A 22999-nucleotide genomic window follows, 5' to 3' on the forward strand; every position below is an offset into this window, starting at 1 on the left:
ATGACCGAACTGGTATTACCAGCGGTCATTTTTCTTTGCTCATTCCAAAGGAATTTTATCAAGCATCTGGAGATGTCCAAGATGCCTACATCCAGATTTCTGACGGCAACCAGATTATTTCAACCATTCCCGTGGCCTTTACTGTGCTAGAAAACACGATGGTGGTTACTCAAACACAATCACAGGTCTACATCGACACAGTGAACAAGCTTGTTGAAGAAAGCCAAGCTCGTATTCAGACATTGTCTAACAACCTGACCACTATCGAAAACGAGCAAAAGCACTTGCAAGCGATTTTGGACAATATCAACCAAGAAATTGATTCCGATGCCTTTGCTAAGAATAATTCGGACAACCATTTCACGAAATCAAATACCTTTGACAATCAAATCATCGCAACTGGTGGTTTGAAAGGAAACGTCACTGGAAACGCGGACACAGCCGCCAAGGCGACTGATGCAGACCACGCTACAAACGCTGATAACGCAACACAGGCGACAAAGGCAACGACTGCCGATTATCTGACAGCAGGTAATGGTCAGACGGTTGGGGACTTGACGGTAAACGGTCAGCTAAAGGTAAACCCACATCAAACAGTCGTTTATAATAGCACTACTGATAACGTTTCAGCAGTCACTATGGAGTGTCGAAGAACAAACAATACCGTAACAATGGTATTGAGCGGAAACGCGTCACACCTTACACAAAATAATTGGATCGGTACTATTCCTGTCGGATACCGTCCACAGTATGATGTCCGGTTCCCGGCCGTTTCGGCTTGGTCAAAAATCATTATGTTGAAAGTACAGCCTAATGGGCAACTTATGACAACGACTATTGCCGAAGACAGCAATACACACGGTATCGAAGCTTATGTCGAATATGAAACAGCAGACGACATGCCTAATTGAAAGGAGAACTAAATGAGTTGGTTTTTTAAATTCGATGAAAATACTCACGAATATATCGCAGGAGCGATTTATTCTGACGAACAACCTGCCAATTCGACAGCGGTAGACCCCATTGGAGTTATGTTCCCTGTCTGGTCAGCGGAAAATGGAGCTTGGGTTTCTGACCCAGACAAGTTGGCTAAGTGGAACGCGGAAAAAAACGAAAAGTACACTGACCCAGTGCAAAAGCAACTAGCCACGCTTGCACAGCTAATGATGACGCGTGATGTAGCACAATCAAAGCAGATTGCACAGTTACAAGCGCAAGTAGCCACATTGCAAGGGGGTACTAAATAATGTTTGACATGTTGAAACAATGGTACGACGACGAACTTATGACAGCCGAAGATTTGAAGATTTGGGTACCCGGAACGTTGTCCGAAAGTGATTACAAGACAATCACGGAGCAAGACTGGGACTAGCAAAGGGGGTAAACATTGGAACCACACACTATCGAAGATTGGTCAGCTTTGTTGGGAATTGCTACTGGTATCTTCATGGCTATTGGCTGGTATTTGAAGAAAGTCTTAGGAGATCCGTTGACTAATCAAATGAATTTGCTATCGAACACCATTAAAGGACTAGACGACACTACAAAGATGACACAGAAAGATGTGTCTAATTTGTATGAGAAGTTTAATGACCATGAAAAGCGTATTTACGCTAGCGAAAAGGAACTAGTCCGACTTGAACAAGAAAAGGTAGCACACCCACAGGCCGATTAGGTCTTTTTTATTGCACTCAAAAAGGAGAGTAATCAAATGGATATTACACAAGCACAAGCCATGCTAACCATGGCAGGAACAGCGGTTGTATTGTTGGCCAAGCCACTATATAGCTTAGACCGATACATTAAGGCACACACGCGTAACGCTCACATTAAGTCAGCTTGCGACTGGGCAGAACAGGCCGTTACTTACGTTGTCAATTCTGGCGTTGGAACCGATCAACACAAAGCACAAGCGGTGGCGTTTTTAACTGCCCGTATTAAGTCAAACGGTTTGGCTAAGAACTTTACGGACGAACAGATTGAGTTCTATGTTGACCAAGCTTTGGACGAACTAGACAAGACAGCTGGAAACGTTCAAGCAACGTCACTTCCAACTAAATAAGGGGGAACAAGAATGTTAAAAGTAGCAGATGTTTCACAGTACCAAGGTAACGATATTTCCGGTATCGCTAATGAAAACGATGCCATTATCGTTAAGGCCACACAGTCAACTGGCTATGTGAACCCTAACTTTTCAGCGCAAGTCGCTACGGCTCAATCAATGGGTCGTCAGTTGGGTGTTTATCACTTCATCGAACGTGAAAACAACACAGATGATACTGAACAACAGGCACAACACTTCTTGGACACGATTGGCGATTTGGCAACTAACCCAGATGTTGCGTTGATTCTTGATTTTGAGAATAACGCAGCCTATGAAACGTTGACCGGTTACGAGCCACGTAAGTTCGCGGACTACGTTCAATCAAAGACAGGTAAGAAGATTTGGCTATACATTTCAAACGCTGACATTCGTGGCGGTGGACATGGTTATACATGGTCAGATATGGCAGATTACCCTGTCTGGGTTGCTGGTTATCCTTATTCAGCGGACACACCCGTGATTTATGATGAAGATTTGCAGAACTGGGCAAACGGTGCCTACTTCTCAAACATGCCAGAATGGCAAGATAAGGTCACAATGTGGCAATATTCTTCAAATGGCTATGATAAGAGCGTATTCTATGGCGATGTAGAACTATGGAAGCACTTATCAGCAGGTGGTGCAGTAACGCCATCCGAAATGCCATACGTGGCACCTGATAACGTAAAACCAGAAGAAAGCGCCATTGACAAGTTCAAAGAAGTTGGTAATCGTTTTATTTTGCAGGGTGATTTTTCAATTCAGACCTGCCAATTTATCAATAAGATGTATCAATGCCAGTCGGAAGATTTGGCAGCAGACCCATTTGATTGGGATGATAACGGTATTTGCACCAAGTTGCTTACTGACGTATCAGACCCAGTTGGTCGCTCATTTGAAGATGGCGCAACAGTCGCATTCTTGCAACGTTTCAACCACGGAACAATTGACGAATATAATGTTTCAGCCAATACTGTTGGTATCGACATGGGACAAGAATTTGGCGGTATGTTGTGGCTAGATGCTGACAAAGCATGGAACCACGCTTAATTAAATAGGGGATGATTCCCCTGTACATATAATAGGAGAAAAGATGTTAAATGTAGCTGATGTTTCAAGCAATAATGGTGCTGATATTAGTCAAATTGTGGCCAATAGTGATGTTATTATCGTGAAAGCAACCGAGGGCGATTATTACACTAATGAATACTTCCAGACACAAGTTAAGCAAGTTCAAGATTCCGGTAAACGACTAGGACTGTACCTATTTGTCAACGGTGGCGTTAATGCTGACAGACAAGCACAATACTTCCTAGATGCGATTGGTCAATTAAGTAGTGATGATCAGATACCGTTAATTATCGACTTTGAAAATCGCAACGGTATATCTGGTTATCCAACATTAACGGGTAACGAACCAAAAGCGATTAGTTCTTACTTATACAATAAGACTGGTAAAAAGGCGTGGTTATATATCAGCAATAGTGACTTACACGGTGGTGGACACAATTATTCATGGGATGATATGAGTGATTATCCGCTTTGGCTGGCAGGCTACCCGTATTACGATGGCCGAGCATTTTCAGACGATGTTCAGAAGCAAGGGGATGAGCTTTACTTCGACCATCTGGCCTACTGGTCAACAGTGACCATGTGGCAATACGATGCCAAGCCATACGACCGCTCAGTGTTCTACGGCGACCTATCAACCTGGGACACGTTGTCCAAGCGAGTGACACCACAACCCAACCCATCCCCCGTCGTTCCTAATCCGACGCCAACACCATTACCAACACCAGAACGGCCTAGCACAGACGACAACGGCGACCGTAAAGGACTGCACATGTTTATGGATGATTTCATTTTAAAGATAAACAAAGCAGTCACTGATTTCATCAATCGGTTATAATCAGATTATGAATGATAAACAACTAGCCAATGAAATCTATCGTATTATCGAACCACTGTGGAATAAGATGCCTAACACCATTTACAACGTGCGTGTTGTGATTCCGAAATACGGCGATAAAGTGAATATCTTTTTTGAGTGGAATAAGGTTGGTAAATCGACCACATCACGGCCAATCAAATCTTATCCAGCTAAATATCAACCAATGATGAATGATGTAATTGATATTTTAAAATCAGAACACAAATTAAACGTGGTTGTGTACAATTAAATTGTTGCCTTAGCAACTTCCATAAGAAAAGCACCCTAGCCTTAATCGGTTGGGGTGTTTTTTTTTTGTTTGCTACATATTTGCTACAAACGTCTGTTAAGTGTTGAAATATCAACACGTTTTATGCGCTGAGGGGGAGTCGAACCCTCGACCTGCCGGGTAGAAACCGGCTGCTCTATCCAGCTGAGCTACCAGCGCATGTATTAAAAATCAATACGCTTTATTTTAGCAAAAAAGGGGGTAGAAAGCTAGAAATGGGCCATTCATTTAGAAGTTAATATACTAATTTTATGTATCTGTATTGAAACTAAAATGATAGAAAAATTTCACTTGTTATCTGTCAAAATCCAGGATACTATTTTCTAGTAAAGGAGATTCAAATGCTTGCTTATTTTTACCTCGCTCTGGCGGTAATTGCCGAGACTACGGGAACTGCTATGATTGGGCAGACTAATGGTTTTACTAAAATCATTCCAACGGTTGTGACGCTAGCTTGCTATGGTGTGTCTTTCTATTTGCTAGCGATTGTTGTTAAGACAATTCCAGTGCATCTGGCGTACGCGATTTGGAGTGCGAGTGGTATACTAATTATTACCGCCTTGAGCGTGCTAATCTTTAAAGCAAGCTTGAATTGGCAAACGGTTTTGGGGTTGACTTTCTTAGTCATGGGAGTGATTATGGTCAACCTTTTCGGAAACGTTCATGAGTAATTCTTTAGAAGGAAAATTCTAAAGAAAGTTTGGGAGAAGAATATGGAAGAGAATACAACAAAGAACGGCTTCACATGGTCTGAAGTCAAAGAAAACATGAAGCAAATTTTCACATGGTCATACTACAAGGAAGGGTTCTCCGGTTGGGACCGTTCATCTTATGTATGGTTGGCAGTTGGATTGGTTGTGATTGTTTCGACTGGGTTGGCACACGGTTTGAATTACTTGTCTGTGATGTCCATGCTTGGTGGTGCCATCGGTTTCACTTGTACCTTAGCTATTACGGCTAACCGTCGAATTAACGGATTACTTGGATTTATTTCAGCAGTTTTGATTTCAATTGTGGCTTTCCACTCAAAGAACTATTCTGATATTGTGATGCAGATGATTTACCTGATTACTTTGGATTTGAACTTTATGTTCTTTGGGAACGCATGGCAGAATCGTAAAATTAAAGTCATGGATAACCACGGTTGGGTCTTAGCAGCTGTAACGGCTGTTGTTGCCTTCATTCTGTTGTATGCAATGGATACGACGGTTTTGATTTCACCACGTCCTGTGATTGATGCCTTGTCTGCTACGATTGGTATTACCGGTGCGGTTTTGACCATCTCAAAGTACCGCTCACAGTACTGGATGTGGACTTTGCAGGGAATCATGTCTGTTACCCTTTGGGGATTGACTGCCTTGCAAGGGGATGCTAACTGGGTCCTTTTCGCAACTTACATTTTGTACCTTGGAAACGATGTTCTTGGATTGTTCTTCTCACCATGGGCACGTGCTATGAAGGCAGAAATTAACAAATAATTTTTCAAAAAAATATTATAAATTAGTGCAATAAAAGGTTGGATTTTTGTCAGTTATGACAATTTTTCAACCTTTTTTGTATCATCATTTTTTTAGCTATTTCCTTCATAAAATAACTTGCTATACTCAAATTGAAAAAGAGCTTTTGGGGTATTAAATTTTATAAGAAGGAGTTTAAGTGAATGAGTAAAGCAATGGATGCGCGTGTTATACGGTCGCGACAGGTGATGCGGACAGCGACCATGAAACTTTTGGCTGAATCAGATCGATTTTCAATTTCTGAGTTATTAGAAGAAGCCCATGTCACGCGGGGGACTTTTTATCGGCACTATAGCAATAAAAATGATTTAATTAATGACGTGAACCATTACCTTGTCGATGATTTGCTACCTAAGGATACGGAGCGTTTTGTTTGCTATGAAGTGATTCAAAAAATAGCGGCTGAAGCGAATTTCTATCACGAGGTATTTAATCATAATAAGAATACCGATTTGATCTTCTACTTAATGTCAGAGCTTCGCAAACGACGGGATGTCGCTTTGCAGAACCTTCGTTCCAGTGCCTTGAAAACGCGGATCGTTTTTCAATGGGAAATGATGACGGCGGCCTTCTTTGCAGCCGTAGCACTTTGGCTAGAAGAGGGGATGCCTTTCTCTGCAGAAGACCTCGTCATTGAATTTAAATCGCTGTGGAAGGGTACGTCGGGCCGCACCAAGAAGTCGGCCCAGTCCTTATTTGACTTTTCGGTTCCCTTAGACGAACCGACAGAACGAGGAGACCTAATTAAAGATATTCCACAAATAAAAGAACGGTAATCGTTTATACTTGTATTGGGAATATGTACTAAAAATGTATGAAAGTTCGGGATAATTGCAATTCCGAACATTCCTTGCTATAATTAAACAGTTGTTAGCGCAGCTACAACCACACAGTGCAGGTATAAGAAAGTTCATTGAACCGCCTCGTACTGGTGAGTCTAAGTATAAAAGGAGAATTCAATAATGGCATATGCAATTATTGTAACTGGCGGCAAGCAATACAAGGTCGCTGAAGGCGATACCATCTTTGTTGAAAAGTTGGACGCTCAAGAAGGAGACAAGGTTGTCTTCGACCAAGTAGTGTTGACTGATTCAAAGATCGGTACACCTTTTGTTGAAGGTGCAAAGGTCACTGCAACTGTGGAGAAGCAAGGTAAGGAAAAGAAGGTTGTTACTTTCAAGTACCGTCCTAAGAAGCATTCCCACACGAAGCAGGGACACCGCCAACCATACACGCGCGTGACGATTGATTCAATCGCGTAATCATCACTGTAAAAGGAGAATAGACTTATGTTGATGAATCAAGATAACTTACAACTCTTTGCCCACCACAAGGGTGGTGGATCATCTGCCAACGGACGTGACTCAGCCGGTCGTCGTCTTGGTACGAAGGTTGCTGACGGTCAAGCTTTGACTGCCGGTTCAATCATCTACCGCCAACGTGGAACGCACATCTACCCAGGTGTTAACGTTAAGCGTGGTAACGACGATACGCTCTTCGCGTTGACTGATGGCGTTGTAAAGTTCGAACGTAAGGGTCGCGACAAGCGTCAAGTTTCCGTTTATACTCGGGAAGCATATAACGAAATGGCTAAGGCCTAAATCGTTGAAAAGCAGGCATTGCCTGCTTTTTTTGTGCATCTATTAGATTAAAAAAACATCATAAAAATGATTTCTGCCCTAATTTGACGGTTCGTATTCTTAATTTAAAACAAATCTATGTTACAATGGCCAAAAGAGATAAAAAACAGGAGGCAGAAAATGGGATTCTATGAAAAGCGAATTGCAAAGCTGCAAAAATTGATTAAGCAGTTGGACTTGCAGGGAATGATCATCACAAATGGTTCAAACATGCGTTACCTAACTGGTTTCACTGGTGGAACTGGTGATGGTGTTGTCGTTGTATCATTAGCTGATGCGGCCTTGATTACCGATGCACGTTACGAAAATGAATATGTCAATTCATTGCCACAGGGTGTTTCCCTGCACGTTACCCGTGATTACTATGGGGAAGCGGTGAAGCAGTTAATCGAGTTCGGTGTTGAAAAGCTTGGTTTTGAAGCAGAATTGCCATTCTCAACTTACCAATTGATGGATGACTTGTTGCCAGCTAACATTTCATTTGATGCTGTTCCTGGTGCTGTTGAAGCCTTGCGTGAAGTAAAGGATGAAGTGGAAGCGGACGCCTTGCGTAAGGCTGCCGAAGCATCTACCAAGGCTTTCAATCAATTGATTACAGAAGTTAAGGTTGGTATGACGGAACGTGAAGTCGCTAACCGCTTGGACGCCTTGCAGAAAGAATTTGGTGCTGATAAGCCTTCCTTTGACACAATTGTTGCTTCTGGTGCCCGTTCCGCAATGGCTCACGGAACCGCAACCGATAAGAAGTTGGAAAAGGGTGACTTGGTCACCATTGACTTTGGCTACTATGTTGACGGGTATACTTCTGATGTTACCCGTACCTTTGCCATGGGTGAGATTGACCCTGAATTGACAAAGATTTATGGCATCGTTAAGCAGGCCAACGAGGATGCCATTGATGTCATTAAGCCTGGACTCTCAACTGCCGAAGTTGATGCTGTTGCTCGTGATTACATCAATGGTGAAGGTTATGGTGATTACTACAACCACGCTACTGGTCACGGTGCTGGATTGGATATTCACGAAGGCCCAGTACTTTCAGCTCGTTCATCCGATGAAATTCAAGCGGGTAACTTGCTAACGGTTGAACCTGGTATTTACTTAGCAGGTAAGGGTGGCGTTCGTATCGAAGATGATATCTTGGTAACGGAGGACGGTCACGAGAATTTGACTGCCGGACTTCCTAAGGACTTGATTGTCATTGACCGTTAAAAAATGAATTTGAAAAGTCTCTGTAAAACGGAGACTTTTTTATTTTCCAAAGAAAGATATGGAAATAATGTTAAGATAGAAAAAGGAGGTTAGCGATGGAAACTATTCAATTACGACACACCAACGATATGCACTCACATTTTGGACCCTGGCCCAAAATTAAACGTTTCTTGCTGAAGGAGACACCTAAAAACGGGACTGTTTTCCGCTTCGATATCGGCGATGCCATTGATCGTTTACATCCGCTAACTGATGCGACACTCGGTAAGGCTAACATCGAGATTATGAACGAGGCCAAGTATACGGCAGCTACTATCGGTAATAACGAAGGGCTTGTCATGCCCCATGAAGAGCTCGACCATTTGTATGACAAGGCCGACTTTGATGTTATTCTAGCCAACATGAAAGTGAAGGATGATGGCAGCCAGCCAAAGTGGGCAAAGCCATACAAAGTCTACGAATCCGATGCTGGCACTAAAATTGCCGTTATCGGAATGACGGCTCCTTACCAGGAAACCTACCAATTATTGGGCTGGTTGCCAGAAGACCCTGAAGATGTTTTAGATAAGTACTTAGCTGAAATGCGGCACAAGGCGGACTTAGTCGTCTTGCTTTCGCACCTTGGTTTGCCAACGGATCGTGAATTGGCTGAAAAGTATAACATCGACTTCATTCTTGGTGCACATACGCACCATGTTCTACCCGAGGGGGAGTTGAAAAACGGCACCTGGTTAGCGGCTGCTGGTCGCTACGGGGAGTATGTTGGTGAAGTAACGATTGAATTGGATGACCAGCATAAGGTACAATCGGTTGTTGCAAAGGCACATAAGACGGATGATTTACCGGCTGAATTGCTGGATGACGAAGCAATTTCAATGATTAATCAAGCTGGAATTGATAAAGAGTCAACTGAAATGGTGACGACTTATGAGCCAGCTATTTCAAAAGAAGAGCAGGGGCCTGATTGTTTGAAGGCCTTACAAGACTTTTATAACTTACCAGTTGCTATCTGTTCGACAGGACTATTCCTGACGGACTTACCGGCTGGACCCAAGAGTAAATATACATTCTTGAAGGATATGCCTCATACCATCCAGCCAATGCTCCTCACTCTTTCAGGTAAGGATTTAAAGGCCTGGATGGCTGAGTATCAGGATAAGAAAGATAAGCTATTGACCCAGCGAATTAAAGGTTCTGGTTTCCGGGGCGATATCTTTGGAAAACTCTTGATGACTGGATTGAAATACGATGAATCAAATCAGTTGACTTATATGAACGAGGTCGTTCAGGATGATAAGGACTATCAGATTGCGACCTTAGACCACTACCGCTGGTTGGATTTCTTTACGATGTTAGATGAAGCACCGGCTAAAATTTCTCTGGATGTTTTTCTACGAGAAATGATGGCCGATTACTATCAAAAATTAGAGGAAGAGGCGATTGCGCCAATCGCTTAAAGTAAACGCATGGATCACGCTACGTTAAAAGATAGAACAATTGAACAACAATTGCGTCGGCAATCAGAGTATCAAGTTTCTCGAATTGGCGACGAAATTGAAATTGATGGCTTGAAGTTGACGCTCTTGGATAATTTTAAGGACGCCTTTACGACGGAGGGGATGGCGCTTCGCTATACACCTTTGTTGAAACAGTATGACTATATCGTTGGTGATTTGTCTGCTGGGCAATTGCGTTTGCGTGGCTTTTATCACGAGGAGCGCAAGGTGTCAGCTGATCAGAAGATTAATACCCTGGCTGACTATCTCTATGAGACGGTGAACTTTGGGGCGCCTTACTTCATTTTGCAAAGTCAAAACTCATCATTCCGTCCGGTTAAGGAACGTGATTACTTGACTGAATGGGAAGAAGAGCAAAGGGAGAAGCGTCAGAAGCAGCAGACGCAGGAGAAGAAAAACGCTAAGAAGCGCCCTACTAAGAAGGCTAACCATTCAAACCGTAATAACCGGCCAAAGAAGCGTGCTGAACAAGCAGCTGATCAGCAGAAAGCAAATAAGAATAATAAACGGCGCCATCGTTTTACCGAACGGAAACGAACGGGAAATAAAAAGCCGGATTCTGAGAAAAATGAGCAGAAGAATCAAACGGTAAAGGTAAAAGAGGGTGGCGATGCCAAGCCTAAGCGTCAACAACGCCGTCGCAACCATCAACGTGGAAAAGTTGCAAGTTCGAAGCAAGGACAGTCGGAAAAGCGCCAAGCAAAACCAAATGTTCAGTCGTCAAATTCATTGAATGAGAGTAAAAAAGCTGGCAATTCAAAGAGACGTTCCTTTACGATTAAAGAACGCAATTAATGAAAGAAAAGAAACGGCCAGATGATGGTCGTTTTTTTATAATATTTTCTCTTGACTTAAAGTAACCCTTTTAAATATAATTAGGTTACTCAAAAACAAGGAGAGAGCTTTATGAATAACATGAGAGTACGTGATTTGACCCTGGAGGCCGTCTTTTTGGCACTCCTAATTGTTTTTGCCATGGTGCCTGGTATGACCTTAGGTTTCTTGCCAGTTCCTGTTGTCGTTCAAAACCTAGGGGTAATGTTGATTACCTTGGTTCTTGGTGCACGTCGTGGAACGATGGTGATGGCTGTCTTTATTATTATGATTGCCTTGGGCTTGCCTGTATTGACAGGTGGGCACGGTGGGGCTGCGATTTTGGTTGGACCAACTGCTGGTTACATCTGGGCTTGGCTTTTCCAACCAATTATTTTTGCGGCTTTGTCATTAGCATGGCCTAAAAAAGATGGACAAAATCGTCCTGGCGTCTTCCAATCTTTTGTATTAATCTTTATGATTGATGTAGTTGTTGTTTATGGCATGGGGGCTGGTTGGTTGACCATCTCTGCGCACATGGACTTCTGGAAGACTTACATGGCAAACATGATTTTCATTCCTGGTGACCTTTTGAAGGTCTTCATTGCGACGGTTGTTGCCAAGGCCTTTCCAGAAAAGATGTTTAAGTAAGCAAACTTATTTGTTTGGAGATATTCGATGGTTGAAACAAAGATAAAGACAAAAGACCGCGTTCTGAGCGCGCTTGCTAAGCAGGTTGGTTCCTATGTTTCAGGAGACCAATTAGCCACTGAGTTAGCGATTTCGCGGGAGTCAGTTTGGAAGGCCATTAAATCCTTACAAAAAGACGGTCATCGAATTGTTTCAAAGAAGAAGATGGGCTATGCCTATCTTTTTTCTGACCATGTGGATGCAAAGGTGGCTGAAAATTATTTGAATGCTTTGAGTCATGGCAAGCAGCGGTTCGATACCATTCGAGTCTTCGATGAAATTGGTTCCACTCAGACTTTTGCAAAGGATTACTTAGCGAAGAACCCTAGTCCTTATCCATCGATTTTTACAGCCCGCACGATGGGTGCTGGTTATGGTCGACGGGGACGGGCCTTTTTTGCACCAAAGGACCATGGCCTCTACATTTCATTATCATTGCCGATTGATGCGAAGAAGGAGTTAATCCCATCTTTGCTAACAACCTCGGCGGCAGACGTGATTGCTAATGTCTTGGAGGACAGCTTTCCCGGACTTGATGTCAAATTGAAGTGGGTGAACGATCTGATTGTGAAGCGCCATAAGGTTGGGGGAATCATTACTGAAGCCGTCTTTGACATGGAACAACATCAGTACAATGCCCTTGTACTTGGCTTCTTTGTGAATGTCTTGCCAGCTGCTTATCCTGAAGAGATTTCGCAAAAAGCTGGGTCGGTTTTGGAGAATTCAGATGTTGAAGTGGACTGGAACTTTTTGCTAGCTCGATTGACTTTGGCATTGATTGACATGAACGAACACTACCAGGATGGTTCGTACTTGGCAGATTACCGCAAGCGTTCCTTGCTGATAGGTCAACTAGTGGCTATCCAGGTTGGTCAAGAGATCGTGAAGGGAAAAGTCACGGGCGTTTCCGATAAGGCTGGTTTAGAGTTAGAATTAGAAGACGGCGAGAAGAAGACTTTGTATGCTGGTGAAGTAACCAAGGTCAAGCTGTACGAAAATCTAAATCTATAAGGGTGGCAAAGCAATGCGTTTGATATTTGCATCAAATAACAAGGCAAAGACCAGGGAGATGGCAAAGTTTACCAAGCTCTTTGGCTTTGATTTAGTCTCTTATGTGGACGTGCTTGGTGAGAAATTGTCATTTCCAGCGGAAAGTACGACCAGTCAGGAAGAAAACGCCAAGCAGAAGGCAGTCTTCATTCATGAGCACCTGCCTAATGAGTGGGTGCTTGCTGATGATACGGGCTTCTTTTTGGAAGCCTTTCCCGACCGCTTTGGTGTAACCGCCTCCCGTGAATTTGGGGCGCTTGGCTTGCATGGCAACGAAGAGGTGAATGATTATCTGTTAGACCTCTATAAGGACATTCCTGACGAAAAGCGGGGTGCTTATTTCCTATCGACGATGGCGCTGTGCTCACCGGAGGGAAAAGTCACAATTGCTGCTGAGCGTGGCGGTGTTCGCATTGCCCGTGAATTACATCCGGGTCCTGATTTGGGTGGCATTACCGATTTGCTACTAGCAGAAAACGGAAAGTCCCTTTCCGAAATGCCGGTTGAAGAAGCGGTTGCCTTCCATGATCGTGGTCGAACTTTTAAAGCTTTAATTGAAAAGGCCGGCCTTAATAAATAATTTTTAAAAGTCTGTCTGGCAAGCATGCCGGGCGGACTTTTTTATTTGACCTGGTCTAGGCAGCTGCCTTTGTGATGGGGGATAAATCATGCTAAAATGTATAGGTTAATTTGACGTTTGGCCTAAGTGGCCGTAAAGGAGAGCAACATGCGACAAGCAAAGTCAGCCTACTGGCAAAAGATTGTTGATTCTGCAAAAGATGAACAGGGCAACCCACGTCCCTTTTTCTCAATGGCCCCAATGGAAGCCGTGACGGATACAATTTTCCGCCGGGTTGTTGCCAAGGCCGGTGGCCCCGATGTTTACTACACGGAGTTCACGAACGCCGCTTCAATGGTGCATCCTGAAGCAAAGTTCTCGATTCAAGGTCGGTTGGCCGTGGCTCCTGGCGAACAGATGCCAATTGCGCAAATCTGGGGATCAAAGCCTGAAGCCATTGGTGGGGCAGCGAAGCTTCTTCCTGAAATGGGCTATGAAGCCGTTGATATCAACATGGGCTGTCCAGACGGGACCGTTATTAAGAATTCTTCAGGATCAGATTTGATTCGCCACCCGGATACCGCGGTGGAATTGATTGCAGCAGCCAAGGAATCTGGTTTGCCTGTTTCAGTTAAGACCCGTTTGGGCTTTAACAAAGTCGAGGAATACCACGACTGGTTGGAAACGATTTTGAAGCAGGATGTTCAGGTATTGACCATTCACTTGCGAACTCGTAAGGAAATGTCAAAAGTCGATGCTCACTTCGAGTTGATTGACGACATCATCGCCATGCGTGACCGTATTTCACCAAATACGCTTTTGCAGTTGAACGGTGATATCAAGAACTATAAGCAGGGAATGGAAATCGCTGCTGCTCACCCAGGTGTTGACGGGATTATGATTGGCCGTGGGGTTTTGGAAGATCCTTATGCCTTTAATCATGAAGAAACCGAGCACACCTTGTCTGAGTCAATCGATTTGCTGAAGCTGCAGCTCGATTTGTTCGATGAAGTGACGAAGACGGTAACGCCAAAGCATTTCGAGGTCTTGAAGCGTTACTTCAAGATTTACCTACGTGGCTTTGCCCATGCCTCACAGTTGCGTCAAATGCTGATGGAAACCCATGCAACTGACGAAGTCCGTGCCATTTTGGATGAGCACGTGGGGGACTTGGTTAAAAACGAGGACCGTTAAAAGAAACTGTGCTATACTGAAAACAAGTTCATAACATTTGGTTGAGGTCGTACTCAAGGATTTACCTAACGGGGGAGTTAGGTTTGTCTTTGACTACGACTTTTTTGTTTGGAAAAATAAGGAGAATTTATGGCAGGTGTTGTCTTAGCAAGCATGCTCTTAGCAGCGTTATTTTTGGCCTGGTTAGTGGAACGAATCGGTTTGCCAGCGGTGGTCGGACAGATCGGTGCGGGATTGTTACTGGGACCAGCCGGTTGCCATTTTCTATCGGCGAACACGGTGACTGGCCACTGGGCTGAAATCGGGGTTTTATTGTTGATGTTCTTAGCAGGTATTGAGTCGGATTTGGACCTGTTGAAGAAGCACCTGAAGGCCTCCTTTTCCGTTGCCTTAGCTGGTGTCGTGACACCCTTTACCGTTTTCTTTGTCTTCGGTCATTTGTTGGGCTATGGTAACGAGCAGGCTTTGCTCTGGGGTGTCCTGTTCTCGGCTACTTCGGTTTCGATTACCGCCCAAATTTTGACGGAGTACAAGCAATTGAAGTCGGAAGCGGGATCAACGATCCTAGGGGCTGCTGTCATTGATGACATTCTGGCCGTTTTGATGTGGACGGTTTTTGAAGCGAGCTTTGGGGTTGGTGATACGAAACACTTGCCCTTAATCTGGACGGTGCTTGGGATGATTGCCTACCTGGTTGTTTTGTTAGGTGCGCTTAGTTGGGCCTTACCCCGGGTACTTCCTCTTTTAGCCAAGGTTCCTCAACCAGGACTCTTGTTAACCGTTGTCTTTGCTCTGATTCTCATCACGGCTTACTTTGCTGAATTCGTGGGCCTATCAGGGGCGATTGTCGCTTTCCTAATTGGCTTAATCTTTAGCCGTCTGAAAGGGCGGGAAAGTATCGAGCATGGCATGACCCTGGTAGGGAATGTTGTCTTTATTCCGATTTTCTTTGTAAATATTGGTCTGAAAGTCTCCTGGGATGGTCAGCAACAACACCTCTTCCTCATTGTGATGTTGACTGTTTTGGCAATCCTAACGAAGTGGTTTGGCCCTGTTTTCGGTGCCCGCATCGTCGGGATGGACAAGAAGCCGGCTCACATTGTGGGGGTGGGGATGGTTTCTCGAGGCGAAATGGCCCTGGTGATTGCCGATCTGGCCTTGGCTGCCCATCTGCTAAAGCACGACATCTATGCGGCCATGGTACTGGTGATTCTCTTAACAACCATTTTTACACCAATTGTCTTAAAACCAATGTTGAAAAAGAACTAAATTCTTTCAAAAGTCGGGTAAAGGCCCGGCTTTTTTGTTTGCTCGCAGAGGTTGCGGCTGGCATTCCTATGCTATAATAAAGGCACTATGAAATTAACAGGAAAACAAGTGACGGCCCTCTTGCAGGACCACAATTTATTGGTACAAGGTCCATCGATTGATGCCGACTTTGACTTCTTACACTACGATTCACGACAGGTCAAAGAAAAGACACTGTTCGTTGCTAAGGGTGCCTTTAAAGCCTCTTACTTGGACGGGGTGGAAGGCGTGACTGGAATGGTTGCCAGTGATGACTTCGGTCTGGATATTCCGCTCTGGTTGGTTAATGACACGCAGAAGGCCCTGGCGGTTTTGTCACAGGCTTTCTTCGATTACCCAGAAAAGAAGCTCTGGATTGGCGGCATTACTGGAACCAAGGGTAAGACGACGGCGGCCTACTTCGCCTACAACATTTTGAAGGAAGAAACCGATGGGAAGACAGCGCTCTTTTCAACAGTTAACCGAATTGTTGGTCCCAAGCCAGAGGACAGCAAAAAGTCCGATTTGACGACACCAGAATCCTACGAACTTTATAAGGATATGGCTCGAGCAGTCGAAAAGGGGATGACCCACCTGGTGATGGAGGTTTCCTCACAGGCCTACTTGAAGAACCGTGTTTACGGCCTCCGTTACAATGTCGGTATCTTTTTGAATATCTCGCCTGATCACATTGGGCCAAACGAGCATCCTACTTTTGCCGATTATTTGGCACATAAGGAAATGTTGCTTGACCATTCAGACCAAGTAATTATTAACGCAGGGATGGACCACTTTGATGAGGTTTACCAGCGCGCTGCTTCAAAGCACGAAAACGTCTGGACTTACAACCGCGAGGGGGCAGCTAGTCAATTGCCTGATCTGAAGGACACTGTCGAATTCCACTCGGATAAGACGGAGCTTCACGATTCCTACTTCACGGTTGAAGACTGGGCGAAATTGCCTGCCTTTAAGGAATTAGCTGGTTCCTACCGTTTGAACTTACCTGGTGACTTCAACGAGGAAAACGCCACGGCAGCCTTGATGATGACAGCCCTTGCTGGTGCTCACCATGCTGCCATGAAGAAGGGCTTGGATGAAGTGACGATTCCTGGTCGTATGATTTCAATGAGCCTCCCTGGTCATGGTGTAGCCTTTGTTGATTACGCTCACAACTACGCCTCTTTGAACGCACTCTTGGCCTTTGCCAAGGGGCAGTCACCAAAGGGTGAGGTCATCGTTGTTTTGGGCGCTCCTGGAAACAAGGGGGTTTCGCGCCGACTCGACTTTGCCAAAGTCTTATCGAAGCAAGCTGACCAAGTCTTCTTGACGGCCGATGACCCGGCCTTTGAAAAGCCAGAGGACATCTGTCATACGATTGCGGATGCGATTACGAATCCGGAAGTCAAGATTCACTTCCAGATGGACCGAATTACGGCCATTCGCGAAGCCATCGCTTTGGCCGGTCCTCATGACCTGGTTGTGGTGGCAGGTAAGGGTGAGGACCCTTATCAAAAGGTTAACGGTGTCGATACACCATACATTGGTGACTTCCAAGCCGTGAAGAACTGTAAAACAGCACTCGAAGAAGGAAAGTTTACGGTCTAATATGAGCGGAGCATTAGCAGAAAAAAACATATTGTTAGCTGTGACAGGTGGCATTGCCGCCTATAAAGCAGCCGAACTCTCTCGCCAGTATGTGAAGGCGGGAGCCAATGTCAAAGTCGTGATGACGCAGACCGCGGAATCCTTCATTCCTGCTAAGACGCTGGGGATTTTGTCGAAGCAGGCCGTGTTAACGGATGGGGACCGAGACGGGTCAGCTTCCGTGGAACACGTAGCTTGGGGACGCTGGGCCGATGCCATTGTTTTAGCACCAGCCACGGCCAATACCTTAGCCAAGGTAGCTAATGGTCTGGCTGATAATGTTTTAACAGAAACGCTTTTGGCTTCAAACGCCGCTGTTAAAATCATGGCACCGGCCATGAATGATCAGATGTGGCACAATCCTGCAACGCAGCGGAACTTGCAGACATTGCAGGGCGATGGTTGGACGATGATTGAACCAGCGACTGGTTTCTTAGCAGAAGGCTACGAAGCTAAGGGCCGTTTGGCTCAGTTGGAAACGATTATTTTGACTACTGAGCAAGCGCTGTTCGATGGTCAAACAGACGGGCAACGGGATGCCTTTGATAATCAACCCTTAAAGGGTCGTCGCGTTGTCGTTACCGCCGGTGGGACGAAAGAGCCCATTGACCCTGTCCGCTTCTTGACCAACCGTTCATCTGGAAAGATGGGCTATGCTTTAGCAGAAGCAGCGCTTGCTGCGGGTGCGGAAGTGACTTTGATAGCCGCGACAAAGCGGGACTGTTCAAAAGCCATCCACTTAGTGCTCGCGCCATCTGCCAAGGAAATGCTGACTGCCGTCGAAGAGGCAATGACTGATGCGGACGCCTTTATCGGCGCGGCGGCGGTTTCGGACTTTGCATTGGCGAAACCCTTTGATAAGAAGGTGAAGAAGACGAGTCCGGACGCTCATTTCACACTTGATTTGGTTCAAAACCCAGATATCTTAAAGACGGTGGGACAGAATAAAAAGTCGGGTCAGGTTGTGATTGGCTTTGCGGCTGAAACGAACGATTTGCTACAAAACGCGGAGCGCAAGTTGAAGTCCAAGCAGGCCGATATGATTGTCGCTAACGATGTTTTGGCACCGGCGGCAGGCTTCGATAAGGACACTAACCAGGTGACGCTTATTCAGGCCAATCAGGTACCAATCGAGATTGGACCGAAATCAAAATCAGCGATTGCAGCAGACATTATTCACCAGCTAGTCACCATACTAGATGGCCAGTAATTGTGGTATAATATGTACCTAATAAGGAATCGGAGGTTTTCATGGCAAAGACAGACGAAGAACAAGCAGCTAAGTACCATGTAGGGGATGTCTTGTTGGCACCCGCTTATGGCAACTTGGAAAAGCCTTTCACTGGAAAAGTCGAGAAGGTTTACGACAACGCTTTGCTTGTCGAAATCATCGAAAACGATCCAGCTGATCAACCAGCTGTTAACGAAATGAATCACCGTGGTGTGGTGAGAATGGCAGACGTTGAAGTCATTCAAGAAGCACCAGCTGAAAAAGAATAGAAAAAGAAGAAGGCAGGATTGTAAGAATTCAGTGACTCTGGTGCTAGTGTGAGCCAGAGCTTACCCCTGACCCGCGCCGCTTTTTCTTTTGTACAAGTGAATCAAACAAAAGTGGTTGGCCTAGCCGACTATTAGAGTGGTACCGCGGGCAGGGCTCGTCTCTTCAGATGATATGTAGAGATGAGTCCTGTTTTTGAAGATTAAGAGGATAAACAATATGGCAGAAAAGCAAGCAGTTGTATCAGCCTTAAAGGCTGTGCTCCCCGAATTAAGTGAAGAAGAAATCGCAAGCAAGGTGGAAGCGCCTAAGGATTCCAAGATGGGTGACTTGGCTTTCCCAACCTTTACTTTGGCAAAGGTTTTGCGTAAGGCACCTCAGATGATTGCCGCAGACATCGTCGAAAAGATTAACCAAGACGGCTTTGAAAAAGTCGTTGCAACGGGCCCATACGTTAACTTCTTCTTGGATAAGAAGGAAGTGACAGCCGAAACCTTGAAGAAGGTTTTGAAGGCCGGTATGAACTACGGTGAAAACTCAGATGGTGAAGGAAAGAATATCGCTTTGGATATGTCTTCACCAAACATTGCCAAGCCAATGTCGATGGGGCACCTTCGTTCAACGGTAATTGGAAACGCCTTGGCTAACTTGTCAGCTAAGAACGGCTACAAGCCAGTTAAGATTAACCACCTGGGTGACTGGGGAACACAGTTTGGTAAGTTGATTTACGCTTACAAGACTTGGGGTTCAGAGGCTGAGGTGAAGGCTGACCCAATCGCGACTTTGCTAAAGTACTACGTGGAATTCCACGAAAAGGCGAAGGAAAACCCAGCTTTGGACGATGAAGGGCGTGCCTGGTTCAAGAAGTTGGAAGACGGTGACCCTGAAGCCCACAAGCTTTGGTCATGGTTCCGTGAAGAATCATTGAAGGAATTCACTGAAATTTACGACCGTTTGGGCATTACCTTTGATTCATTTAACGGTGAAGCCTTCTACAACGATAAGATGGACCGTGTTGTTAAGGCCTTGGAAGACAAGAACCTTTTGCAAGAATCACAGGGTGCCCAAATCGTTGACCTTTCACCAATCAACGAAAACTTGACGCCAGCCATGATCAAGCGTTCTGATGGGGCAACCTTGTACATGACCCGTGATTTGGCGGCTGCCATGTACCGTAAGGATACCTATGACTTTGCCAAGTCACTTTACGTGGTTGGTGGGGAACAACGCGAGCACTTCCAACAGTTGAAGGCTGTTTTGACTCTCTTGGACTTGCCATGGGCTGATGACGTTGAGCACATTCCATTCGGTTTGATTACTTTTAACGGTAAGAAGATGTCAACTCGAAAGGGTGACGTGGTCTTGTTGAAGGATGTCTTGGATGATGCCCACGAATTGGCATTGAAGCAAATCGAAGAAAAGAACCCAACCTTGGCAAACAAGGAACAGGTGGCCGAAGAAGTTGGTGCCGGTGCGGTTGTCTTCCACGATTTGATGAACGATCGTACGAACAACTTTGATTTCAATATCGCCGAAGTTGTCCGCTTTGAAGGGGATACTGGACCTTACGTTCAATACACCAACGCCCGTGCGCAATCAATCTTGCGTAAGGCAGGGGTCGCTGTTGATACCGAAAACATCACCCTTGATGATGCCGCTACTTGGGACATCATCACCGCCTTGAACGCCTTCCCAGATACAGTTCGTCGAGCCTTTGCGCACCGCGAACCATCTGTCATCGCTAAGTATGCTTTGGGATTAGCCCGTGCCTTTAACAAGTACTACGCTAATTCAAAGATTTTGGCTGATGATGAAAACAAGAACGGTCGTTTGGCATTAGTTGCCGCCGTATCTGAAACATTGACAGTATCCTTGTCAATTTTGGGTGTGAAAGCACCAAAGGAAATGTAAGCATTTCATTTCCTGCTTGAGTTTTTAATGCTATTTCGGCCACTTGGCTGTAAGGAATACAAATGAAAACGAATATTTCAATGAAACACACAGCCTTTTGGCAAAAAGTCTCGCCAATCTGGAATCGCTATCAGTTGGGGCGCTTGATTATTTTAATCTTCATGACGATCTTCTTAGCGGCTTCGGCCTACGGGATTGTGAATGCAAAGACGGCACACGTTTCGTCTTTGCAGAGTTCGCTATCACAAACGACCGATGTTTATGATAATTCTGGGAACAAAGCTGGTTCCTTGTACTCACAAAAGGGAACTTATGTGAAGTACAACCAGATTTCACCATCGATGAAAAACGCCGTTCTTTCCATTGAGGACCGTAACTTTTATAAGGAACACGGTTTCTCATTCAAAGGACTCGCCCGTGCGGCCTTCTTGCTCTTTAAGAACAAGCTAACGGGATCGGATACGATTTCTGGTGGTGGTTCAACACTGACTCAGCAGTTGGTAAAGAACGCTTACCTAACTCAGGAACAGACTTTTACACGAAAGTTTAAGGAAATCTTCCTATCCGTTCAGGTTGAAAAAACTTATTCTAAGAACGACATCATCACGATGTATTTGAACAACGCTTGGTTTGGTCACGGTGTCTGGGGTGTTGAAGATGCTTCCGAGAAGTACTTCGGTATCCATGCTTCCGAATTGAACACGGAGCAGGCGGCAACCTTAGCTGGTATGTTAACTAATCCTTCAGGCTTTAACCCAATCGACAACCCAACCCGTTCAAAGTCACGTCGTAACTTGGTTATCCAAACGATGTATGAGAATAAGAAGATTTCCTACAGTGAAGCAAAGGCCGCAAAGGCCACTAACATCACGTTGAAGGACAATTATTCTGGTGATGAATCTTACCGTTACCCATGGTACTTTGATTCAGTCATTAATGAAGCCATTAATACCTATGGTTTGACTGAAAAAGACATCATGAACAAGGGCTATAAGATTTACACGACCTTGAACCAAAAGGATCAGCAAAATCTTCAAAATGATTATGAGAAGAACGCACTCTTCGGTAATCAAAACGAGGCCCAGGCCGCAACGATTGTGCTGAATGCCAAAACGGGTGGTGTTCGAGCCGTTGTCGGCGGTCGTGAAACGACCCACACATACCGTGGCTTTAACCGGGCAACGCAGTCACAGTTGCAACCAGGTTCCATCATCAAACCCTTGGTTGTTTATACGCCAGCACTTCTTGACGGCTACTCGATTAATTCGACACTGCCAAACAAGAAGATGAACTTCGGTACGAACAACTACTCACCAAACAACGCCTTGAACGTTCAAACGGGTGATGTGAAGATGTACGAAGCCTTGGAGCATTCCTACAACATCCCAGCGGTTTACTTGCTTGATAAGTTGGGTGTTAACACCGGCTATTCTTGGGGTAAGAAGTTCGGATTGCCTCTGGTTTCATCCGATAAGAACTACGCGCTTGCCCTTGGTGGTTTGACCAAGGGGGTTTCCCCACAGCAAATGGCATCGGCTTACACGACTTTTGCAAACGGTGGAAAGATGTCTGAAGCCCACTACATTACCAAGATTGTTGATTCGACGGGTAAGACGATTGTGGCTAAGCCAAAGACGAAGCAGACACAGTTGATTTCGAAGTCCGTTGCTGACAAGATGACCAAGATGATGCTTGGTACTTATACTAATGGAACTGGAAAGGGTGCAACGCCATCTGGTTATACCATTGCGGGTAAGACCGGTACGACGGAAAATCCAAACTCAACCAACAACTCGAACTCATCGAAGGATTCGTGGGCGGTTGCCTATACCAACGATGTTGTCCAAGTTTCTTGGGAAGGTCTGGAAGGTAACACAACTAGTTCATTGCCAATTGGTTTGATGGCCACGATTGGTAACTTGGTCAAGACTTCGATGGGACAGATTTTGCCAAATACGGAGGAGACCTCCTTCACCGTAACCGATGCAAATAAATCAACATCAACGTCGTCCAAGTCATCATCAAGTTCTTCAAGCTCTTGGGCAAACAACGCCGTCGATAATATCTCAGACGGAATTAACACAACGGTTGCCGGCGCTAATAAAGTGTGGGATACTGTTACTGGATGGTTCTCTTAGAATAAAGGGGCCGTTTGTAGAAAAGGA

25 protein-coding genes, 1 tRNA gene, 1 pseudogene and 1 other annotated feature are annotated in these 22999 nt (G+C 45.0%); of the genes and pseudogenes, 26 read left to right on the plus strand and 1 reads right to left on the minus strand.

Annotated features, from left to right (window positions below; translation table 11 throughout):
- From H7198_RS06240 to H7198_RS06275, 8 genes and pseudogenes are all read left to right on the plus strand, one after another.
- Positions 1 to 911 (plus strand): annotated as a pseudogene (locus tag H7198_RS06240) (hypothetical protein); the annotation flags it as partial.
- 12 nt (positions 912 to 923) lie between these two features.
- Positions 924 to 1247: a hypothetical protein gene (locus tag H7198_RS06245; protein WP_274458904.1), complete on the plus strand. Its 324-nt coding sequence runs from the start codon at positions 924 to 926 to the stop codon at positions 1245 to 1247.
- Positions 1247 to 1372, plus strand: a complete 126-nt coding sequence (locus H7198_RS06250) for an XkdX family protein (RefSeq protein WP_274458905.1) — start codon at positions 1247 to 1249, stop codon at positions 1370 to 1372. The genes H7198_RS06245 and H7198_RS06250 overlap by 1 nt, the downstream gene beginning before the upstream one ends.
- Positions 1373 to 1387: 15 nt before the next feature.
- Complete coding sequence (locus H7198_RS06255; protein ID WP_274458906.1) at positions 1388 to 1675, plus strand: hypothetical protein; 288 nt, start codon at positions 1388 to 1390, stop codon at positions 1673 to 1675.
- A gap of 36 nt (positions 1676 to 1711) precedes the next feature.
- Complete coding sequence (locus H7198_RS06260) at positions 1712 to 2062, plus strand: phage holin, LLH family (RefSeq protein ID WP_274458907.1); 351 nt, start codon at positions 1712 to 1714, stop codon at positions 2060 to 2062.
- Between the two features lie 12 nt (positions 2063 to 2074).
- Entirely contained in the window at positions 2075 to 3133 is a 1059-nt protein-coding gene (locus tag H7198_RS06265; RefSeq protein ID WP_274458908.1) for a GH25 family lysozyme, read from the plus strand.
- 43 nt (positions 3134 to 3176) lie between these two features.
- Positions 3177 to 3992 carry a glycoside hydrolase family 25 protein gene (locus H7198_RS06270; RefSeq protein WP_274458909.1) on the plus strand — a complete coding sequence of 272 codons (816 nt, stop codon included), beginning with the start codon at positions 3177 to 3179 and terminating at the stop codon, positions 3990 to 3992.
- Positions 3993 to 3999: 7 nt separating this feature from the next.
- The gene (locus tag H7198_RS06275) at positions 4000 to 4263 is read left to right on the plus strand and encodes a hypothetical protein (protein WP_274458910.1); all 264 of its coding nucleotides are present in this window, start codon (positions 4000 to 4002) and stop codon (positions 4261 to 4263) included.
- Between the two features lie 124 nt (positions 4264 to 4387).
- On the opposite strand, the gene H7198_RS06280 is transcribed toward H7198_RS06275, so the two are convergent.
- Positions 4388 to 4461, minus strand: a tRNA-Arg gene (locus H7198_RS06280).
- Positions 4462 to 4643: 182 nt separating this feature from the next.
- Here H7198_RS06280 and H7198_RS06285 point away from each other — a divergent pair.
- The 18 genes from H7198_RS06285 (at position 4644) to H7198_RS06370 (ending at position 22972) form a co-directional block, all read left to right on the plus strand.
- Entirely contained in the window at positions 4644 to 4973 is a 330-nt protein-coding gene (locus H7198_RS06285; protein ID WP_274458911.1) for a DMT family transporter, read from the plus strand.
- A gap of 42 nt (positions 4974 to 5015) precedes the next feature.
- A complete protein-coding gene (gene pnuC, locus H7198_RS06290; protein ID WP_274458912.1) occupies positions 5016 to 5780 on the plus strand; it encodes a nicotinamide riboside transporter PnuC in 765 nt (254 codons plus the stop codon).
- Positions 5781 to 5962: 182 nt separating this feature from the next.
- Positions 5963 to 6595 (plus strand): TetR/AcrR family transcriptional regulator, encoded by a 633-nt coding sequence (locus H7198_RS06295; protein ID WP_274458913.1) that lies wholly within the window; start codon positions 5963 to 5965, stop codon positions 6593 to 6595.
- 97 nt (positions 6596 to 6692) lie between these two features.
- Positions 6693 to 6768, plus strand: a sequence feature (ribosomal protein L21 leader region).
- Between the two features lie 13 nt (positions 6769 to 6781).
- A complete protein-coding gene (rplU, locus tag H7198_RS06300) occupies positions 6782 to 7081 on the plus strand; it encodes a 50S ribosomal protein L21 (RefSeq protein WP_010690655.1) in 300 nt (99 codons plus the stop codon).
- Between the two features lie 27 nt (positions 7082 to 7108).
- On the plus strand, positions 7109 to 7420 hold the full coding sequence (rpmA, locus tag H7198_RS06305; RefSeq protein WP_091501451.1) for a 50S ribosomal protein L27: 312 nt from the start codon (positions 7109 to 7111) through the stop codon (positions 7418 to 7420).
- 159 nt (positions 7421 to 7579) lie between these two features.
- Positions 7580 to 8671, plus strand: a complete 1092-nt coding sequence (locus H7198_RS06310) for a M24 family metallopeptidase (protein WP_274458914.1) — start codon at positions 7580 to 7582, stop codon at positions 8669 to 8671.
- A gap of 95 nt (positions 8672 to 8766) precedes the next feature.
- Positions 8767 to 10128, plus strand: a complete 1362-nt coding sequence (locus tag H7198_RS06315; protein ID WP_274458915.1) for a bifunctional metallophosphatase/5'-nucleotidase — start codon at positions 8767 to 8769, stop codon at positions 10126 to 10128.
- A gap of 9 nt (positions 10129 to 10137) precedes the next feature.
- Positions 10138 to 10983, plus strand: a complete 846-nt coding sequence (locus H7198_RS06320; protein ID WP_274458916.1) for a YutD family protein — start codon at positions 10138 to 10140, stop codon at positions 10981 to 10983.
- A gap of 111 nt (positions 10984 to 11094) precedes the next feature.
- Positions 11095 to 11652 (plus strand): biotin transporter BioY, encoded by a 558-nt coding sequence (locus tag H7198_RS06325; protein ID WP_274458917.1) that lies wholly within the window; start codon positions 11095 to 11097, stop codon positions 11650 to 11652.
- Positions 11653 to 11679: 27 nt separating this feature from the next.
- On the plus strand, positions 11680 to 12702 hold the full coding sequence (locus H7198_RS06330) for a biotin--[acetyl-CoA-carboxylase] ligase (RefSeq protein ID WP_274458918.1): 1023 nt from the start codon (positions 11680 to 11682) through the stop codon (positions 12700 to 12702).
- Positions 12703 to 12715: 13 nt separating this feature from the next.
- Positions 12716 to 13321, plus strand: coding sequence for a non-canonical purine NTP pyrophosphatase (locus H7198_RS06335; RefSeq protein ID WP_274458919.1), 606 nt, complete (start codon positions 12716 to 12718; stop codon positions 13319 to 13321).
- 147 nt (positions 13322 to 13468) lie between these two features.
- Positions 13469 to 14494, plus strand: coding sequence for a tRNA dihydrouridine synthase (locus H7198_RS06340; RefSeq protein ID WP_274458920.1), 1026 nt, complete (start codon positions 13469 to 13471; stop codon positions 14492 to 14494).
- A gap of 129 nt (positions 14495 to 14623) precedes the next feature.
- Positions 14624 to 15763 carry a cation:proton antiporter gene (locus H7198_RS06345; protein ID WP_274458921.1) on the plus strand — a complete coding sequence of 380 codons (1140 nt, stop codon included), beginning with the start codon at positions 14624 to 14626 and terminating at the stop codon, positions 15761 to 15763.
- Between the two features lie 87 nt (positions 15764 to 15850).
- The gene (gene murE / locus H7198_RS06350) at positions 15851 to 17386 is read left to right on the plus strand and encodes a UDP-N-acetylmuramyl-tripeptide synthetase (protein WP_274458922.1); all 1536 of its coding nucleotides are present in this window, start codon (positions 15851 to 15853) and stop codon (positions 17384 to 17386) included.
- 1 nt (position 17387) lies between these two features.
- Complete coding sequence (coaBC, locus tag H7198_RS06355; RefSeq protein WP_274458923.1) at positions 17388 to 18635, plus strand: bifunctional phosphopantothenoylcysteine decarboxylase/phosphopantothenate--cysteine ligase CoaBC; 1248 nt, start codon at positions 17388 to 17390, stop codon at positions 18633 to 18635.
- Between the two features lie 41 nt (positions 18636 to 18676).
- Positions 18677 to 18925: a hypothetical protein gene (locus H7198_RS06360; RefSeq protein ID WP_091501475.1), complete on the plus strand. Its 249-nt coding sequence runs from the start codon at positions 18677 to 18679 to the stop codon at positions 18923 to 18925.
- 217 nt (positions 18926 to 19142) lie between these two features.
- On the plus strand, positions 19143 to 20834 hold the full coding sequence (argS, locus tag H7198_RS06365; RefSeq protein WP_274458924.1) for an arginine--tRNA ligase: 1692 nt from the start codon (positions 19143 to 19145) through the stop codon (positions 20832 to 20834).
- A gap of 62 nt (positions 20835 to 20896) precedes the next feature.
- Complete coding sequence (locus H7198_RS06370; protein ID WP_274458925.1) at positions 20897 to 22972, plus strand: PBP1A family penicillin-binding protein; 2076 nt, start codon at positions 20897 to 20899, stop codon at positions 22970 to 22972.
- Positions 22973 to 22999: the final 27 nt, after the last annotated feature.

It is taken from the genome of Fructobacillus sp. CRL 2054 (genome assembly GCF_028764065.1).
GTDB lineage: Bacteria > Bacillota > Bacilli > Lactobacillales > Lactobacillaceae > Fructobacillus.

Excerpts from the sequence above, each read along its gene's own strand:
- H7198_RS06245 (WP_274458904.1), top strand. The coding sequence starts at position 924 with ATGAGTTGGTTTTTTAAATTCGATGAAAATACTCACGAATATATCGCA.
- H7198_RS06250 (WP_274458905.1), top strand. The coding sequence starts at position 1,247 with ATGTTTGACATGTTGAAACAATGGTACGACGACGAACTTATGACAGCC.
- H7198_RS06260 (WP_274458907.1), top strand. The coding sequence starts at position 1,712 with ATGGATATTACACAAGCACAAGCCATGCTAACCATGGCAGGAACAGCG.
- H7198_RS06265 (WP_274458908.1), top strand. The coding sequence starts at position 2,075 with ATGTTAAAAGTAGCAGATGTTTCACAGTACCAAGGTAACGATATTTCC.
- H7198_RS06270 (WP_274458909.1), top strand. The coding sequence starts at position 3,177 with ATGTTAAATGTAGCTGATGTTTCAAGCAATAATGGTGCTGATATTAGT.
- H7198_RS06275 (WP_274458910.1), top strand. The coding sequence starts at position 4,000 with ATGAATGATAAACAACTAGCCAATGAAATCTATCGTATTATCGAACCA.
- H7198_RS06285 (WP_274458911.1), top strand. The coding sequence starts at position 4,644 with ATGCTTGCTTATTTTTACCTCGCTCTGGCGGTAATTGCCGAGACTACG.
- pnuC (WP_274458912.1), top strand. The coding sequence starts at position 5,016 with ATGGAAGAGAATACAACAAAGAACGGCTTCACATGGTCTGAAGTCAAA.
- H7198_RS06295 (WP_274458913.1), top strand. The coding sequence starts at position 5,963 with ATGAGTAAAGCAATGGATGCGCGTGTTATACGGTCGCGACAGGTGATG.
- rplU (WP_010690655.1), top strand. The coding sequence starts at position 6,782 with ATGGCATATGCAATTATTGTAACTGGCGGCAAGCAATACAAGGTCGCT.
- rpmA (WP_091501451.1), top strand. The coding sequence starts at position 7,109 with ATGTTGATGAATCAAGATAACTTACAACTCTTTGCCCACCACAAGGGT.
- H7198_RS06310 (WP_274458914.1), top strand. The coding sequence starts at position 7,580 with ATGGGATTCTATGAAAAGCGAATTGCAAAGCTGCAAAAATTGATTAAG.
- H7198_RS06315 (WP_274458915.1), top strand. The coding sequence starts at position 8,767 with ATGGAAACTATTCAATTACGACACACCAACGATATGCACTCACATTTT.
- H7198_RS06320 (WP_274458916.1), top strand. The coding sequence starts at position 10,138 with ATGGATCACGCTACGTTAAAAGATAGAACAATTGAACAACAATTGCGT.
- H7198_RS06325 (WP_274458917.1), top strand. The coding sequence starts at position 11,095 with ATGAATAACATGAGAGTACGTGATTTGACCCTGGAGGCCGTCTTTTTG.
- H7198_RS06330 (WP_274458918.1), top strand. The coding sequence starts at position 11,680 with ATGGTTGAAACAAAGATAAAGACAAAAGACCGCGTTCTGAGCGCGCTT.
- H7198_RS06335 (WP_274458919.1), top strand. The coding sequence starts at position 12,716 with ATGCGTTTGATATTTGCATCAAATAACAAGGCAAAGACCAGGGAGATG.
- H7198_RS06340 (WP_274458920.1), top strand. The coding sequence starts at position 13,469 with ATGCGACAAGCAAAGTCAGCCTACTGGCAAAAGATTGTTGATTCTGCA.
- H7198_RS06345 (WP_274458921.1), top strand. The coding sequence starts at position 14,624 with ATGGCAGGTGTTGTCTTAGCAAGCATGCTCTTAGCAGCGTTATTTTTG.
- murE (WP_274458922.1), top strand. The coding sequence starts at position 15,851 with ATGAAATTAACAGGAAAACAAGTGACGGCCCTCTTGCAGGACCACAAT.
- coaBC (WP_274458923.1), top strand. The coding sequence starts at position 17,388 with ATGAGCGGAGCATTAGCAGAAAAAAACATATTGTTAGCTGTGACAGGT.
- H7198_RS06360 (WP_091501475.1), top strand. The coding sequence starts at position 18,677 with ATGGCAAAGACAGACGAAGAACAAGCAGCTAAGTACCATGTAGGGGAT.
- argS (WP_274458924.1), top strand. The coding sequence starts at position 19,143 with ATGGCAGAAAAGCAAGCAGTTGTATCAGCCTTAAAGGCTGTGCTCCCC.
- H7198_RS06370 (WP_274458925.1), top strand. The coding sequence starts at position 20,897 with ATGAAAACGAATATTTCAATGAAACACACAGCCTTTTGGCAAAAAGTC.